The following is a 15,669-nucleotide window of genomic DNA, read 5'->3' on the forward strand; positions in this document are numbered from 1 at the left end:
TGAAAGGATAAATGGCGTATGATGTACTGTAAATTCCTCTATTTCAACAGAAATTTTTTCGCATGCCGTTTACTCAGTGATGGTTATTTTCCCCCCGGATCTTGCAACGTAATTTTGTAACCCTGTGTCTAAAATGAGAATTGCGAAATATCACGTTCTCGGCTATGAAAAGATCTCTTCTTTTAACTCTCCTTATTTTTATTTCTCTGTCTTGTGTTACCGACAGCGAGCCATTTTTTAATGGTGTCAAGTTTGATGGCACAGGGTATAGGCCGGTTTACGCTTCGGTTGAGGAAATAGCTCGTATTCAGGTCGGTGCCGCCCAACCACTCTCACAGCCGGGAAAGATCTATGTGTTTGATCCGTATATCTTCATCAATGAAAGTGGGAAAGGGATCCATATCATCGACAATTCGGATCCTCAGAAACCGGAAAATCTGTCTTTCATATCCATTACAGGCAATTATGATATAGCTGTAAAAGGCAGCTGGCTGTATGCGGATAATCTTTCCAATTTACTTGTCTTTGACATCAGCGACCCCAAAGCACCGAAGCTCGTCAAAACGATTACCGACGCCATACCCGTCAACAACTACCCTCCCTATAATAACATCTACTTTGAATGCGCCGAAAGTAAAAAGGGCGTCGTAACTGCCTGGGAAAAAGTACCCATGTCGCAGCAGCCCAAATGCTTCAGATAACACCCGTTACTCAATTCATCAATCAGACACGCGTCATTACTTGTTACTTGCCATGAAGAAAAAGATAATTCCCGCATTGTACCTCGGCCTTGCCATTATTGGCCTTTTAATGATCCTCTCATCCTGCGACGATGGCAAGACAAGTTCCGACCTCACGCCCCAGGCTGGTACGGGCGGCTCCCTGGCGCGTTTTGCTATAACCGGAAATACGCTCTATGTTGTTTCCAGGCAATCGCTGGAAGTATACGACATCACTGACGGAGGGAATCCGGCCAAAGCCGTGTCGAAAGATATGAGCGTTGGCATTGAAACTATTTTTCCTTATCAAAATAATCTTTTCATCGGCGCAAGCGATGGGATGTATATCTACAATAACTCCAACCCAACCAATCCTTTATTTTTGAGTAAATACACGCACATCCAATCGTGTGACCCGGTGGTGGTGCAAGGGAAATATGCTTATGTAACCTTGCGCAATGGTGTGGTGTGTCGCCCGGGAAATTCGTTGAGCTCATTGGATGTCGTGGATGTCAGCGATCCGACGAGGCCTGCACTGCTCCATTCACAGGCTATGGACTCGCCTTACGGGCTCGGTGTTTCGGGAAACAGGTTATTTGTTTGCGAAGGGGATAAAGGGTTCAGAGTGATGGATATTTCCAATCCCGCGCTACCTGTGAGCAAGCAGTTTTTTCAGGAAATGCCTTCCTATGATGTGATTGTCAGGAACAAACATTTGATCATAACGGGCCAGAAAGGGCTTTTCCAATATCAATTTGACGACGCTGACCATTTCGAGTTACTGAGCAAAATCCCTGTTTTATGAAATTGTTGTCGCTGTTAGGCATATTGCTTATTTTTTCCGGTTCAGATTTGTGTGCGCAGATTGATGCGGAAACCTCCAAAGATCATGTGATTGTCAAATATTCTCCCCTCCCTATGTTCGATACCGACAATACGATTCAGTTCGGCGTCGAGGTTCCTCTTGGGAAAAGTGGATTTTCCATTCAGGAGGATTTGGGTTACGGTCATTCCAGTTTCGGTATCTGGTACCAAAATACCAACGATGCTCCCAATAAGGCGACTTACAAGAGCAGGACTCAGCTTCGATACTATTATTTTGACAAGCGAAGGGTAAGGGGATATCTGGCCGGCGAATTTCTGTACAAAAAAGTGGTTTACCGCGAAAACCAGTGGGTCGGAATGGATTGTTCTGGATCCGGAGGCTGCAATTACTTCGAACAGAAGGATTTCAAAATTGGCCGGTTTGTCGGTGTCGGGCATTTTCGTATGGGCTGGCAGTTTTATTTTGCCAACCGGATGACACTTGATTTATTCTCAGGAATTGGCTGGCGCGCTATCAATGTTCGCGCCATAACGCCGGGCCTGGAAAACGCAAGGATCTCAACGCCCGATGAGTTTTGGAATGACATGAGGCCGGGAACCCGCGAGTTTATACCGAGCCTTGTACTCGGCGTCCATTTCGGGATCGTCTTAGGGAAGTTCGACCACTGAATTCCTTCGTAGAAAATGAAAAAAGCCGCAAGAGCATAATTTCGCGGCTTTTTTCATTCCCGGACAGGCTAACTACCTGTATTGCCTTTCGTCTTTTTGTTGTATTTGCTTTCGGCTGTTTTTGCTTTTTCAAAGTCGAGTACCACCCCGTTGATGCAATAACGCAGGCCTGTTGGTGGCGGGCCGTCATCGAATACGTGACCTAAATGCGACTTGCACCTGCCGCACATCACTTCAATCCGATGCATTCCGAGGCTATTATCTTTTGCCTCTATAATGGATTTTTTACTGATAGGCTCAAAGAAACTTGGCCACCCGCAGCCACTTTCGTACTTGGCGTCGCTTTTAAAAAGAGGATTACCGCAAACCGCGCAATAAAAGGTGCCTATCTCCTTGGAATGTTCAAACTCACTTGTAAAGGGCCGCTCCGTTCCTTTAAGACGGGCTACATCATATACTTCCGGCGAAAGAATCTTCTGCCAGTCCTGATTGCTCTTATTGACGGGTGCTGATTCGGTATGCGAATATTCAGGGCTCTTTTTCTGCTCAGCAGATGAGGTTTTCGACTGTCCGTAACAGTTCTGGAGCAGCAACATTATCATGCCCGATAAAGCAAACATCACTATTGTTTTCATGCTGTTCAATGGATTAATGATTTCTTATATGTACGATATTTTTCCGCGAAAGGTTGATCTACGCAATTTTATTATAAAATATCGTCAGGAAAAGTCAGATAAAAACGGATAGGTCTTTAACCCCCAGCCCTCTGGCGCTGGTAAACCCCTCGCCGAAAGTAACTCCTATCGCATGTCCCATTTCCCTTTCCCGTGCAATGATAAATTCCAGGAACTCGGGTGTTGAAATATAGCTCTGCGGCTCATCGCCTCCCTCATATTCAGGAACGTGGAACTGGCTTTTAAATGCCCTGATCGCATCGACTTTTCTATCATGAAAATCGGTAATGTCAACGATGAAATCCGGCTGGATATAACGGTCCTGAATGGCCTGAAATACATGCTTTGGTCTCCAGGCTTCCTGTTCTGTGCCGTTTTCGTCGAATGTCCTGATCATTCTCAGACCAGAGTAGAAGCAGCTGTCCGAAACGAGCTGCCCGCCCCTGCCGTGATCGGGATGCCGGTCGTGAAGAGCATTGGTAATAACGATATCAGGCTGGTACTTGCGGATGAAAGGAATAATCGCTTTTTGATAGGCTTCATTATTGGCAAAAAATCCGTCAGCCAGGCCTACATTCTCTCGTACCGAGACGCCCAGAATCACAGCGGCATCTTTTCCTTCCTGTATTCTGCCTTCGGGTGTGCCTCTCGTTCCCAGCTCACCGCGGGTCAGGTCAATAATTCCTACTTTCTTTCCCAACGCCATTTGGGACAGGAGGGTACCTGCGCAGCACAATTCAACATCATCGGGATGAGCTGTGATGGCGAGAATATCTAATTTCATATGGTTGCCGGTTATTTGATGCGGAGTTTCTGGCCTATCCGCAAAGTGGAGCGCGTCGACATGCGGTTACGACGCGCAATGGAAGAGATACTGACACCGTATTTAGATGCGATGGAACCCAATGTATCGCCAGATCTAACCCTATGCAATATCGAGCGGCTGTATGCAGCCGGGGCATCGCCAGATTCGAACTCACTCTTGGTTGATTTGCCACGTAAATGATCCCATACACTGCTAGTTAGCAGGAAGTGGTCCGATTTGATTTGGGCATTGTCCCAATCAAAGATGTTTCTTGGGTCGAACGGATTGCCCTCGTACCGGTTTTCATAATGCAAGTGAGAGCCGGAACTTCGGCCGGTACTACCGCCCAGTCCAATCATTTCACCAGCCTTCACCAACTGTCCGGACTCAACCGATTGTTTTGAAAGGTGACCGTAAAGTGTTTCGAGGCCATTGTAATGTCTTACCACAATAAACCGTCCGTATCCACTGCCGTCCCAGGCCACGATCCTCACCATTCCGTCATACGTGCTGCGGACCGTATCGCCAGTTTCTAAATCGAGGTCAGTACCATTATGCCAGCGTCCCCAGCGATAACTGAAATTGGATGTAGTCGGAGTGCGGGTCATGGGCGCGCTCCATTTGCGGTTCAACGCTTCGTTATATAAAGTTAGGTCCACGGGTTCATCAAATTCTAAAGCCTTCAGACCGTAAGGATTAATGGTACGTGCGTCCCAGATCACATAGTATTCCGCGGCTTTCACCCACTCATCTGCCACCTGCAATGAATCTTCCACGATAACTACCTCCGTTTCACCTTCATCGATGGTTGTAGTATCTTCGTTAACCACCGGATTGAGCGGTTTTACGGGTTCGAACTGACTTTGAAATTTGAGATTGGAAGTTTCTACCTGGTATTCATCTTCTGGCTGAGGGGTAGCGGCTTTGGTGGTAGGCCCTTCGTTGGCATTGTTGCCGGACTGATTGATTTTCGGGTTTCTCTTGAACTTGCCTCGCTCCTGCGCTTGTGCGTTCCGGGAGACCAGGCACAAGATTAGGAGCATGCTTGCTAAAAAAGTCACTTTCATAGTAAAAAATGGATCAGACTATACACAACCCGCGGGATGCATATAGTCTGATAGAATTTTAGGGGTTGGGCAAATAATTAAGCTGTTTCTTCGATAATCGTTTCCACTTCACGTTCCATTAAAAATCGCTCGGCATCCAACGCAGCCATGCAACCTGTTCCGGCCGCAGTTACTGCCTGGCGGTACACGTTATCCTGTGCATCGCCACAGGCAAATACGCCTTTTATGTTGGTACAGGAGCTTCCCTTGACAGTTTGAATATATCCGGTCTCGTCCATCTGCAGGTAACCTTTGAATATATCCGTGTTTGGTCTGTGACCGATTGCTACAAAGAAACCGGTTGCTTCTAAAAGTTGCTCCTCGCCCGTTTTATTATTTTTGACCAATACCGATTCGAGTTCGTGTTCACCATTCAGTTTCACTGTTTCGGTATTCCAGAGAATCTCGATATTTGGCAACATTTCGACCCTTTTCTGCATGATTTTCGAGGCACGCATTTCGTCACGGCGGACCAGTAAATATACCTTGCGTGCCAGTTTGGCCAGATAGCTCGCTTCTTCTGCGGCCGTATCGCCGGCGCCTACCACAACCACGTCCTGGCCCCTGAAAAAGAAACCGTCACAAACAGCACAAGCCGAGACACCCCTTCCATTCAAGCGCTCTTCGCCATCCAGCCCAAGCCATTTGGCCGAAGCGCCGGTTGAAACGATCACCGAATCGGCTATAATTTCGTGTTTATGATCAATAATGACCTTATGCGGGTAGGAAGTAAAATCGACAGCAGTAGCCAGGCCATAACGGATATCAGTACCAAAACGTTTGGCTTGTTTTTCGAAATTGATCATCATCTCAGGACCACTGATTCCATCGGGATAACCAGGGTAATTGTCAACCTCGGTAGTGATCGTCAGCTGACCTCCTGGTTGTGTACCCTGATAAAGTACCGGATTCAGCCCGGCGCGGGAAGCATATATGGCAGCAGTATAACCGGCGGGGCCGGAACCTATGATAAGACAAGAAACTTTTTCAGATGACATATTTATTAAATACTAAATGTTAATAACGAATCTTCCGTAATATTTTGATAATCAGGAAGGGCCAAATCAGGCGATATTTAGTGTGCAAGTGGAGCCGATTCAACGGCTACCTTCGTCACCTAGAACAATGGCTGATCGACAAAAGTGCGAAATTTAACCTCTTTATGCAAATCGTATCAGAGTATGCGCCATTCGATCCGGCGGTTCTTTTGGCGGTTACTTTCCGAATCATTGGGCGCCACCGGTTTGCCTTCTCCAAAGCCTTTTGACAGGATTCTGTCTTCACCAATACCGGATTTGTGCAAATACTGTTTGACCGATTGGGCACGCCTTTTAGAGAGTTCCAGGTTTTCAGATTCAGTCCCCACGTCGTCCGTATGGCCGGAGATCTCTATTTTGACTGTTTTATTGCGGGTGAGAAAGTCCGCCATTTTATCTAGCTCTACTTTCGACTTGTCGTCCAGGTCGTATTTGCCGGTTTGAAAAAAAATATTATTCAAAATCTCCGCACGGTCTTTTTCAATGGCCTCCAAAGGAATGTCAAGATCGACAAACGAAGTCGTGTCGTTCACCGCAAATGAAAGACTTTTGAAAAGGTAACCATTTTTAGATACGTAAAAAGCATATTGGCCACCACTGTTTAATACCGTCAGGAATGTGCCGGTTTTGCTGTCGGAGGAAAATTCACCTACTTTTTCCTGAGTTTTCAAATCAAACAGGTCTATATCCGATGCCAGCGCTGCACCCGTTTTTTTATCAAAAACCTTCCCCTTTGCATACCGGGTAGGGACAATCATTTCCTTTAAAGATTCAGGAACATTAAATGTATAAAGGAGCGATCGCCCTTTTCCTTTGTCGGAGCTATCGTCAGTATAATAAGCCTTTGCGCCACCAGAGGCTATAAAAAGCCCTACCTGGTCTGAGACCGTATTGATGGGATATCCAATGTTTTTTGCAGGCGACCATGTTGTGTCCAGACGTTGAGAAATGAATATGTCGAACCCGCCCATGCCAGGCAATCCATTGGATGCGTAAAAAAGCGTGCGTCCGTTCGCATGGATAAAAGGTGCATTTTCATCGTCTGAGGTGTTGATTGCCGCCCCCAGGTTTTTGGGAGTTGTCCATTGCTTTTTCTCGTTCAGAGTGGTTACCCATATATCACGCCGGCCCTGGCCGCCTTTCCGGTCTGAAGCGAAATAAAGGACGTGCCCGTCAGCCGAAAGGGATGGTTGCGACTCCCAATCGCGCGAATTGACTGTTTCTCCCAGGTTAACAGGCGCGCTCCACTCCTTGCCACTTTTCTGAGAAATATAAAGGTCGCAGCTTCCATAACCGTCTTGCCGGTTGCAGGCTGTAAACACCAGCGTCCGCCCATCAGCGGAAACACTGCAGGTGCCTTCGTTATTGGTAGTATTAATGGATTTTGAAATTTCCTCCGGGATGTCCCAGCGGTCCGCCGCGCGGCCGCCTTTTCTTCGCTGGGTAATGTATATATTTTCGTCGCGGTTTTCGGTAAGTCCGGTGAAGATCAATGTTTCGTCATCGGCCGTCAGCACAGGGAAGTACTGCGTATTCAGAAAATTGACGGTATCGCCCATCGATTTTTTCTCAATTTTTAAAGGGTTTTTGATGGCACTCTGGGCGAAGCGGGAAGACGCCAGCGATTTCTCGGCCAATCTCGAAAGACTTGATTTTGCAGGAAAAAGCGCCAATGCCCTTTCAAAATAGACCTGGGCAGAATCATAACGTTCCAAGCCGAAGAAATGCCTCCCCAGCCACTGAAAAGCCGCTGCCGACTGTGGCGCAGCCGGTTTTAGCAGTACGGCCCGCGAATAGTACTTTTTAGCCAGGTCAGCATTCCGTTGCAATTCATAAATCTGTGCGAGGCGAAGATTGCTGTCGTAACTGTTGGGATCTTGTTCAAGTACTTTTTCAAAAAGGAGAATTGCTTCCGGCAATTTTCTTTCCTGCCACGCTTTTTGCGCCCTATCGAACGTTTCGCGACCTTTTTTTGACAAAGCGGCCTCCTGTGCAGAAGTCGAAACAGATAGGAGGAAAGTGAAAAAGCAAAAAAGGCAAACGGCGCGGCACATTATGGAATGTTCATGTACTTGTGCGTTTGTAACGACATTTTCCATTTTGGATTGTCTTTGATATAATCAATGATCAAAGGCAACATCACGTCCTGCTTACTCCACTCAGGCTGTAAGAGCAGCGCGCAGTCGGTTGAAACGAGTGCCGCATGTTCTTCGGCAAAATCAAAGTCACTTTTATTGTAAATGATTGATTTCAATTCATCCGCATTTTCATAAATATCCGGATGCGGCTTTTTGAATTTCTTAGGGGAAAAACAAACCCAGTCCCAACGTCCTGTAAATGGATATACGCCGGAAGTTTCAATGTTGGTTTTAAAACCTGCCTGCTGCAATGCACCAGTCAGGTCGTCGAGATTGTACATAAGCGGTTCCCCGCCGGTAATCACAGCGAGCCGTCCAGGGTATTGCAAGGCACCTGCAACGATAGAGTCGATAGAAAATTTGGGATGAATGCTGGCGTCCCACGACTCTTTCACGTCGCACCAGTGACAACCAACGTCACAGCCCCCCAAACGGATAAAATATGCGGCGCGGCCACTGTGCTGCCCTTCACCCTGCAAAGTGTAAAAGGCCTCCATGACCGGAAGCTGGCTGGTGACGATGGGAGAAGTTTCTGTAAGCAAAATTCTAAAAAGGAATGTTCTAAGATGGAGGAACAAATAATGTTCTTCAAAAATCCCACAAAGGTACACATTTCAAAAAAGCGGGATTATATGTTCAGTCCTTCATTTAATCGCATATTTGTAATATGAATACAATGCCGGTCCATCAACAGGAAGTAATTTGTGCGCTCGCAACCCCCTCAGGCGTAGGGGCTATCGCCATCATCAGAGTTTCAGGTCTCGGCAGCATTGCCCTGGTGAACGCCATTTTCAAAGGTAAAAATCTGGAAAATGCGGAGAGCCATACCGTACATTTTGGTACTATCTATAATCAGGAAGAAATGATTGACGAAGTGCTGGCAACCGTTTTCAAAACACCCAGGTCCTTCACCAAAGAAGATTCCGTAGAAATTTCCTGCCACGGTTCCGACTACATTATCCGGCAGATTTTAAAACTTCTGATCACCAAAGGCGCCCGCATCGCCAAACCCGGGGAGTTTACGCAAAGAGCATTTTTGAACGGACAATTCGACCTGGTACAGGCCGAAGCCGTGGCCGATCTGATTGCCGCCGATTCCCAGGCAAGTCATAAAACGGCATTGAACCAGCTGCGAGGAGGTTTCTCCAAAAAACTGGCATCGTTGCGCTCCGAGCTGATCCATTTTGCTTCATTAATAGAACTGGAGCTCGATTTCGGAGAAGAGGATGTCGAGTTCGCCCAGCGCGACGATTTGCGCAGGCTGATCAATGCATTACTAGATACCAGTGCGCCACTGATCGAATCCTTTGATTTTGGAAATGCGATCAAGGAAGGCGTGCCGGTGGCAATCATTGGCTCGCCGAATGTTGGAAAATCGACCTTATTGAATGCCTTATTAAACGAAGAAAAAGCCATCGTCACCAGCATCGCCGGCACCACCCGCGACGTGATCGAAGACACGATTGTCCTCGAAGGCCTCAAATTCCGCTTCATCGACACGGCCGGCATCCGCGAAACCACCGACCTGGTAGAATCCATCGGTATCGAACGCTCCAAAGCCGCCATGGAAAAAGCCGACATCATCATTTTCCTTTTCGACAGCGAAGAAACATTTCTGGAAAACCGCGAGCTGGCCAAAATGCTTCCGCAAAGCAAGCAAATATTATATGTCCAGAACAAAATCGACATCCGCGATCTGGCCCCGAAAACATTCGGCGCATTTCAGGATGAAATCATTCCCATCTCAGCCCAAGTCCAAACCGGCCTACCGGCACTCACCCAAAAACTAGTATCACTAGTCCACAAACAAGCCGCCAGCGACACGGTAGTCACCAATCTGCGGCATTATGAGCATTTGGTTAAAACGCATGCATCATTGACTGATGTAATTAATGGACTGACGCTTGGCATTACGGGCGATTTTCTGGCGCAGGATATCCGGTTGGCGCTGCATCATTTAGGGGAGATTACCGGGACTATCGTAACGGATGATTTGCTGGATAATATTTTTTCGAAGTTTTGTATTGGAAAATAGACACACAAAACATCGATAAGTATATGCCAATAAACGGGTGAAAATTAAGCTGTCAGAAATAATTTTCACCCGTTTTACCTGCTCATCTGCAAAGCCAATGATCGTATCCAACTTGTATGCCCCGGAAAGACTACGCTCTTTCGCTTAAAGGGGGGAAACTCGTAACTTCTATATCAGCTTACGGGCAGAACTCGACCACGCCGTCACATTCAAATAAAAAGCAATGAAGCATTCAGCCTCTTAGTTCGTGTTCCAGATACTACCATACGGAGCTCACGCAGAAGGTCAACCCCAGTGGGATGCGTTGATCGAGCATTGGAAATCGGAGGGTATTAATAAACAATTGCTGCTCACACCGAATTTCGTATTCCGACATCTGGCATTTATGAGCCGCTATCGTAAGCAGATGCATGTTTTCGTAAAGCATCTGCCAGTACCAATGCTGATTTCTTCCGGTATGCATCTTTCGGCCAGGTGATTGTAGCCTCCCGGCCCATACCTTCCCCGCTGATAGCGATGGCTTTCAGCTCAGGGTCATGTGCGACCGTGGAGCTCATCAGTACCGTCACCCAGCGACCGGTTCTTACGAATTGCAGCAGCATGTGAATATCATTGGCCTCCATGCTTAAAGCCGGATGTAGATCCTCATTTTGAAGGATGATGTCCAGTTGGTGCCGTATGCTATAACCATTTGAAGGCAGGATGAGCGGAAGGGAAACCATTTCTTTCAGGCTGACAGAATCCTTTGCGGCGACGGGGTGACTGGTGTGGGCAATCAGGGAAAGTTTCGATGAAAATAGTGGCTCCGGTGTCATCTGGTCATTGTCAATTTGGCTATAGAAAGAAAGTATAAAGTCCATTTTGCCGATCTCCAGTTGTTGAAGCAGTTCCTGAGTCGTGCCAAAGCGGATCATTAGTTTCACCTGGGGATATCCACGGCTGAAATCGGATACGGCTTTTGCCAGCAGGTCGGTGAGCCCATAGGTGGCGCCGATGTTTAAAACGCCCGTTTTCAAATCCATCAAATCATGCAGCATCACCCTGCCGTCCTCCGAATCCTGCACTGTCTTCTTTGCATAAGGCAGGAAGGCATTTCCGGCCTCGGTAAGCCGCACGCGCTTGGCAATCCTGTCGAACAGCGGCAGCCCGAGCTCGTCTTCCAGTTGCTTGATTTGCTGCGATAATGTACTTTGAGTGATAAACAGCGACTCGGCTGCATTGGTAAAGTTTTGCAGTTCGGCTGCCTTAATGAAGTATTTCAACTGTCGTAGTTCCATGAAGGCAAGTTAAATCCTTAATCGGTTCTAACGATGAACTATATCGAAAAAATGAGTTTAGACGATTGAAAGATCGGTGCGACCTTTGATTCATCAAAAAAATCAAAAACAAACAGATCATGGAAATCCAACAAACCGCCGCTAACGCTTTATCTCATGTTGTAGCCAAAGCAATTATCAACGCCCCGATTGAGAAAGTCAACATCGCCGACTGGCTGCTGAACCTGCCGGATGCAGAGTACCAGAAATGTTCCGTCAACCATATCGCTGCCGGAGTAACCAGTACCTACGAAGGACAGCCGATGTCCATTAATGTGGAAATGATCGGTGATGCACTCGTCATCCAGCATTATATCGCCACCGAGCACCGCGCCGACTACTGCCGTATGCTATCCCAGTCGGATGTGATCGGAAAGAATGGTCGTAGTAAGGTACAGGTGCTTTGGGAACTAAGGGCTACGAGAATTGACGACAACACCTGCGAGTACACCAACGAGATCCACGCCACCGCAACCCACGAATTCCTCGACTTTATTGCAGCGCATGGCATCACACTGGCACAGGCGGCGGCAAGGCAAGCTGCATCCGACCTGCACAACCAGGAAGAAACACCGCTTTTTGCCAAAAGCATAGAGAAGAAGGCATTAACCGGCAGGTACGGTATCTGATCAGCCACCCCCCAATTCAGCAAAGATTTGCTTGTTGTAACCAAATGGCCTATCGTCCCTGTGCTTTGAAAGGAAACGACCTCCCAGTTCCTGGAATTACACGGAAAAGTACAGGTTGGTTTGGAAAGCTATGAAGTGCCGTGATGTTTCGGGAGGCTGCCAAGTTATCGGTTGGCTTCATTCTAATCGTTCTCGGTTTACAGTAACCTTGAGAAAAATGCAATTTGGAATGTAGCGACGAAACGTGATATGGTGCTGATTGACACTGATCAGAGCACGGCATAACCCTCAATCACGTACCCTAAATCGTAATGCAGACAGCATTCAGAAATTCAAATTACTAGTTCTTGCATATGGACGCCTAAAATCTGCCGGTACTGGTTTCTATGTCGACCTTACTGAAACGGATGTGGTAAAAACAAAATATATGCATTTTCACCCGGATTTTGTTTCGGAACCTGTGAACCGCAAAAAAGGTGAACAGATCGTTCTTGGAACAACCGCAAAACCTGGCTTTGATGCGCTTGTAGCAGCGGACGGTCAGGTACTGAAAGTGCCGTATGTTTCCTTAACAGTATTGCAAACCATGAAAGATTCCTCCTCCCAAATAACAACTCACTATGAACGACAGTAGTTCGACTTCCGAATTACATCAACAACAAAGCACGAAGCCGCAAGGAGTATGGTTTATTTGCCAAAAATTAATGTTTTGCCGCCGCCATTGTGTGCTTTGAGTACAGTATTGGTAGATTGATCAATTCGCCAGTCTTCGTTCAAATCGGCTAAGTCTTCTTCGGGTAGTAGCGCGTCGATTCTCAACACAATTGTACCCGTCCAATAGCTGGAACCGTTTGTCCACGTGCCCTTTTTATAGAGGGTTGTATCTTTTAGCACTTCCAAATTTCCTCCAGTTGTGAAAGAGAAGTTGTAGCTATTGAAGCGGGATGTTTTGTCCCTGCCCTTATTATCGACGTAGGAAGTAATTTTCCAAACTCCAATTACTTGTTGAATGGGTACTTGCGGGTCAGGTGTTGCGTTGTCTTGTTTTTTGCAGCTAACAAAAACAATCGAAGCAAGGGCGAAAGCAAATAGGTACTTCATGAGTGTAATAGTTTGATCATGCAATAAGTACGGATCCAAACCCCAAAAGGTTGCTTGCTGACATTAGTTTTGAACTCGTATTTTGCTATTATACAATGAGTTACATTCTAGCTTCACTAAAGACAGAGTGGTGAGATTTATGAATGTTCCGGATCAGACAGGTTCCGTGTCACGTGAGGTGAATTCATACGTTTCGAGGTTGAGTGGGTATCAATATATCCTCACTATATAAGTGGCGAAGATAGCCTGATATATAGGAGCTGATACAAGCGTATAGTCCTTATTCAATAGAGCAAAAGTCCTGTGAATAATGATAAGGCTATATCATATGATGGGGACGCAAAGATGAATATAGGCAACCATTTCTTACCTGCAGTAAGGCGTTTACTTTAAAATGAAATTTAATGTATCGTTCAATTTCATTCCTTTCAGATTTAGCGCAATAATTCTGCCTTCTGGATCAAGCAATAGATTGAAAGGAATACTACTGACCGAGTAAGCCCTGGCAACTTGATTCTTCCAATATTTCAGATCACTTACGTGGTACCATTTCAGGTGATCCGCAGCAATGGCTTTCACCCACTTGGATCTGTTCGAATCAAGCGAAACAGAAAGGATTTGGAAGTTTTTATTTTTAAATGCCCTAAATGCATTCACAAGATTAGGGTTTTCTTCCCTGCATGGACCGCACCAGCTGGCCCAAAAATCTACTAAGACATATTTCCCTTTAAAATCTGAAAGCTTTATCTCATTGCCCGATGTATCCGGTTGAGAAAAATCGGGTGCGGGCTGCCCAATAACCAACTTTTTAGCCCCCTCATACTCCTTTCTGAAATACGCTACTTGTTTGTAGTGAGCTACTTTTGAACGTTCATATATTCGCAGCAAAGAGTCTGCTGTATACAGATCTTTTTCCTGATGGGTACTGATAAACCGGTTTAATTGATTGATACTTGCGGCGGCAAGGGGATACTTTAACATCAACTGCCGAATGGCAATTTTTTCCTTCTCATATAATTTGGCCTCATTGTCTTCAGCTTGTCTGATTGCAGCAGTATCGTTCCGGCCTTTTGCTGTATTTAACTCGGTAGCAACCGATTCATAATCCGATGCAGAATAGATTTCATCGAATTTTTTACGGATGTATTCTTCTTCGGACCCGGTAACTTGGACGGACCACATAGCATTGGCGTCGCCACTTATGTGCATGGGTACGTTTTCGACGTAAAAGCCGGTACTGCGTCTTGCCGGGCCGACCTGCAGGATAAAATAAGTGGGCTCAGCGACCGTACCTTTGAAGGCAAACTTCCCGTCTTTATCGGCCATGACAGAATCCTGCCATGGTTTCCCCGAAAAAACAGATTCACCGCTAAGGTATAGCATTTGGTCTCCTGCGTTTTTTAGCTGACCATTGATGACGAATAGTGGTAGGCTCGTGTTAACTTTTTGTCCTAACGAAATGCTGCTATTTATAATAAGAAGCGCCAAAAATAATCTGTATTTCATATAATTCGCTTAAAGGTTGGTATAGACTTAAAATGGCACGTTCTTTAAACCTGGCAGATCTTCCCGGAAATTTGGAGATGTAGGCGATGCTATTTGCCTTGTTTCATGATCAACTGAGGACTTCCTAGTTCATGTTTAAGAAAACGCAGTTCTCCCGTTAGCTGTTGATTTTCTGCCCTTACCTGTAGTTGCAGAAATGCTGGGTCAACCATCTGCTTGTAAAAAGCATAGTGGCCGGCAATGTGGAGCTGAAAGGTATTTACCAGGCATAAACACGCAAGGGCCAAAGCAGGTACAATTCCATGCCAGGCTTTACTTATAGCTGAAGGTTCAGGCCGGTTCATTTCTACGATCCTTTTGCGTAGATCGTTACAGGTATAAAGGTTCGTGAGCCTAGCCGATGACTTATTCATACTTAACTTCAGAAGGCTATACTGGTATTGTTTTCGATTAGTGCCCAATCGAATAACTTCTTGGTCGGCTATGTACTCGAGATTCTGTTGGATGGCTTTACCAAGCATTAATATCACAGGATTAAACCAGAATAATATCGCTAGTATTCTTGCAACTACTATATCTATGGTATGCCATTGCCGGATGTGAATTTTTTCGTGGCGCAGAACCATCTCAATATCCTCTTTCGAATGTATATGAGGATTTAAGTAGATACACCTCCAAAAGCTAAATGGAGGTAGATCCTCTTGCAGCTCCCGGACTTGAACCCCAGGCACTTCGAGAATCTTAGAATGACTGTGAAGCCGTCTGAGTGAGAGAGCTTGCAGCAATAATCGCGCTGAAAGCACGACTAACCCACCTGTATATATGTATAAAAAAAAGCCTTGTTTCTGAATACCAATAAATTTGTCATATACCTTTATTAAAGCGCTTTGATCAGCTAAACGGGCTATTGCCGTATCCAGATACGGGAACTCTCTTACCAGCGGATTGATGTCCAGCAACAATAAAATGACCGGAATGATCAAGCCTGATATAAGATATGACCTGTTAAGCTGGTATCGGGTAGACCGGACCAAAATCGTTCGGTAAAGAAGATACCAAATGAGCATCATGGCATTGCCAATCAGTAGCTTTAAAAAAATTGGCGCCAT

At 46.0% G+C, this 15,669-nt stretch carries 16 protein-coding genes; 6 read left to right on the forward strand and 10 right to left on the reverse strand.

Features of this window, described 5'->3' with window-relative positions; genetic code table 11:
• Positions 1–164: 164 nt before the first annotated feature.
• From AC1XUF_RS15170 to AC1XUF_RS15180, 3 genes are read left to right on the forward strand one after another with little or no spacing between them, the layout of a single operon-like run.
• Positions 165–701: an LVIVD repeat-containing protein gene (locus AC1XUF_RS15170; protein WP_483342654.1), complete on the forward strand. Its 537-nt coding sequence runs from the start codon at positions 165–167 to the stop codon at positions 699–701.
• Between the two features lie 52 nt (positions 702–753).
• Positions 754–1,524, forward strand: coding sequence for an LVIVD repeat-containing protein (locus AC1XUF_RS15175; protein WP_483342655.1), 771 nt, complete (start codon positions 754–756; stop codon positions 1,522–1,524).
• On the forward strand, positions 1,521–2,213 hold the full coding sequence (locus AC1XUF_RS15180) for a DUF3575 domain-containing protein (protein WP_483342656.1): 693 nt from the start codon (positions 1,521–1,523) through the stop codon (positions 2,211–2,213). Before AC1XUF_RS15175 ends, AC1XUF_RS15180 begins: the two co-directional genes overlap by 4 nt.
• A gap of 68 nt (positions 2,214–2,281) precedes the next feature.
• Here AC1XUF_RS15180 and msrB read toward each other — a convergent pair whose 3' ends face one another.
• From msrB to AC1XUF_RS15210, 6 genes are all read right to left on the reverse strand, one after another.
• Positions 2,282–2,848: a peptide-methionine (R)-S-oxide reductase MsrB gene (msrB, locus tag AC1XUF_RS15185; protein WP_483342657.1), complete on the reverse strand. Its 567-nt coding sequence runs from the start codon at positions 2,846–2,848 to the stop codon at positions 2,282–2,284.
• 94 nt (positions 2,849–2,942) lie between these two features.
• Positions 2,943–3,671, reverse strand: coding sequence for a bacillithiol biosynthesis deacetylase BshB1 (gene bshB1 / locus AC1XUF_RS15190; RefSeq protein ID WP_483342658.1), 729 nt, complete (start codon positions 3,669–3,671; stop codon positions 2,943–2,945).
• Positions 3,672–3,682: 11 nt separating this feature from the next.
• Positions 3,683–4,759: a peptidoglycan DD-metalloendopeptidase family protein gene (locus tag AC1XUF_RS15195; RefSeq protein WP_483342659.1), complete on the reverse strand. Its 1,077-nt coding sequence runs from the start codon at positions 4,757–4,759 to the stop codon at positions 3,683–3,685.
• Between the two features lie 77 nt (positions 4,760–4,836).
• Complete coding sequence (trxB, locus tag AC1XUF_RS15200; protein WP_483342660.1) at positions 4,837–5,796, reverse strand: thioredoxin-disulfide reductase; 960 nt, start codon at positions 5,794–5,796, stop codon at positions 4,837–4,839.
• A 176-nt stretch (positions 5,797–5,972) separates the two neighbouring features.
• Positions 5,973–7,814 (reverse strand): OmpA family protein, encoded by a 1,842-nt coding sequence (locus tag AC1XUF_RS15205; protein ID WP_483342661.1) that lies wholly within the window; start codon positions 7,812–7,814, stop codon positions 5,973–5,975.
• Positions 7,815–7,888: 74 nt separating this feature from the next.
• Positions 7,889–8,470 carry a 7-carboxy-7-deazaguanine synthase QueE gene (locus AC1XUF_RS15210; RefSeq protein WP_483343111.1) on the reverse strand — a complete coding sequence of 194 codons (582 nt, stop codon included), beginning with the start codon at positions 8,468–8,470 and terminating at the stop codon, positions 7,889–7,891.
• A gap of 170 nt (positions 8,471–8,640) precedes the next feature.
• Between AC1XUF_RS15210 and mnmE the strand changes: the two genes are divergently transcribed.
• Entirely contained in the window at positions 8,641–10,008 is a 1,368-nt protein-coding gene (gene mnmE, locus AC1XUF_RS15215; RefSeq protein WP_483342662.1) for a tRNA uridine-5-carboxymethylaminomethyl(34) synthesis GTPase MnmE, read from the forward strand.
• Positions 10,009–10,391: 383 nt separating this feature from the next.
• On the opposite strand, the gene AC1XUF_RS15220 is transcribed toward mnmE, so the two are convergent.
• Positions 10,392–11,285: a LysR substrate-binding domain-containing protein gene (locus AC1XUF_RS15220; RefSeq protein ID WP_483342663.1), complete on the reverse strand. Its 894-nt coding sequence runs from the start codon at positions 11,283–11,285 to the stop codon at positions 10,392–10,394.
• A 119-nt stretch (positions 11,286–11,404) separates the two neighbouring features.
• Between AC1XUF_RS15220 and AC1XUF_RS15225 the strand changes: the two genes are divergently transcribed.
• Positions 11,405–11,953 carry a hypothetical protein gene (locus tag AC1XUF_RS15225; protein WP_483342664.1) on the forward strand — a complete coding sequence of 183 codons (549 nt, stop codon included), beginning with the start codon at positions 11,405–11,407 and terminating at the stop codon, positions 11,951–11,953.
• Positions 11,954–12,380: 427 nt separating this feature from the next.
• Positions 12,381–12,587: a hypothetical protein gene (locus AC1XUF_RS15230; protein ID WP_483342665.1), complete on the forward strand. Its 207-nt coding sequence runs from the start codon at positions 12,381–12,383 to the stop codon at positions 12,585–12,587.
• A gap of 53 nt (positions 12,588–12,640) precedes the next feature.
• Here the strand turns inward: AC1XUF_RS15230 and AC1XUF_RS15235 are convergent, their stop codons facing one another.
• The 3 genes from AC1XUF_RS15235 to AC1XUF_RS15245 form a co-directional block, all read right to left on the reverse strand.
• Positions 12,641–13,054, reverse strand: a complete 414-nt coding sequence (locus AC1XUF_RS15235) for a hypothetical protein (protein WP_483342666.1) — start codon at positions 13,052–13,054, stop codon at positions 12,641–12,643.
• A 384-nt stretch (positions 13,055–13,438) separates the two neighbouring features.
• Entirely contained in the window at positions 13,439–14,560 is a 1,122-nt protein-coding gene (locus AC1XUF_RS15240) for a redoxin domain-containing protein (protein WP_483342667.1), read from the reverse strand.
• A gap of 89 nt (positions 14,561–14,649) precedes the next feature.
• Positions 14,650–15,669 carry a M56 family metallopeptidase gene (locus AC1XUF_RS15245; RefSeq protein ID WP_483342668.1) on the reverse strand — a complete coding sequence of 340 codons (1,020 nt, stop codon included), beginning with the start codon at positions 15,667–15,669 and terminating at the stop codon, positions 14,650–14,652.

This window comes from Dyadobacter sp. HNCC25DJ185 (genome assembly GCF_056895195.1).

Coding starts and splice junctions, on each gene's coding strand:
- AC1XUF_RS15170 (WP_483342654.1), top strand. CDS start 165: ATGAAAAGATCTCTTCTTTTAACTCTCCTTATTTTTATTTCTCTGTCT.
- AC1XUF_RS15175 (WP_483342655.1), top strand. CDS start 754: ATGAAGAAAAAGATAATTCCCGCATTGTACCTCGGCCTTGCCATTATT.
- AC1XUF_RS15180 (WP_483342656.1), top strand. CDS start 1,521: ATGAAATTGTTGTCGCTGTTAGGCATATTGCTTATTTTTTCCGGTTCA.
- msrB (WP_483342657.1), bottom strand. CDS start 2,848: ATGAAAACAATAGTGATGTTTGCTTTATCGGGCATGATAATGTTGCTG.
- bshB1 (WP_483342658.1), bottom strand. CDS start 3,671: ATGAAATTAGATATTCTCGCCATCACAGCTCATCCCGATGATGTTGAA.
- AC1XUF_RS15195 (WP_483342659.1), bottom strand. CDS start 4,759: ATGAAAGTGACTTTTTTAGCAAGCATGCTCCTAATCTTGTGCCTGGTC.
- trxB (WP_483342660.1), bottom strand. CDS start 5,796: ATGTCATCTGAAAAAGTTTCTTGTCTTATCATAGGTTCCGGCCCCGCC.
- AC1XUF_RS15210 (WP_483343111.1), bottom strand. CDS start 8,470: ATGGAGGCCTTTTACACTTTGCAGGGTGAAGGGCAGCACAGTGGCCGC.
- mnmE (WP_483342662.1), top strand. CDS start 8,641: ATGAATACAATGCCGGTCCATCAACAGGAAGTAATTTGTGCGCTCGCA.
- AC1XUF_RS15220 (WP_483342663.1), bottom strand. CDS start 11,285: ATGGAACTACGACAGTTGAAATACTTCATTAAGGCAGCCGAACTGCAA.
- AC1XUF_RS15225 (WP_483342664.1), top strand. CDS start 11,405: ATGGAAATCCAACAAACCGCCGCTAACGCTTTATCTCATGTTGTAGCC.
- AC1XUF_RS15230 (WP_483342665.1), top strand. CDS start 12,381: ATGCATTTTCACCCGGATTTTGTTTCGGAACCTGTGAACCGCAAAAAA.
- AC1XUF_RS15235 (WP_483342666.1), bottom strand. CDS start 13,054: ATGAAGTACCTATTTGCTTTCGCCCTTGCTTCGATTGTTTTTGTTAGC.
- AC1XUF_RS15240 (WP_483342667.1), bottom strand. CDS start 14,560: ATGAAATACAGATTATTTTTGGCGCTTCTTATTATAAATAGCAGCATT.
- AC1XUF_RS15245 (WP_483342668.1), bottom strand. CDS start 15,669: ATGGCGCCAATTTTTTTAAAGCTACTGATTGGCAATGCCATGATGCTC.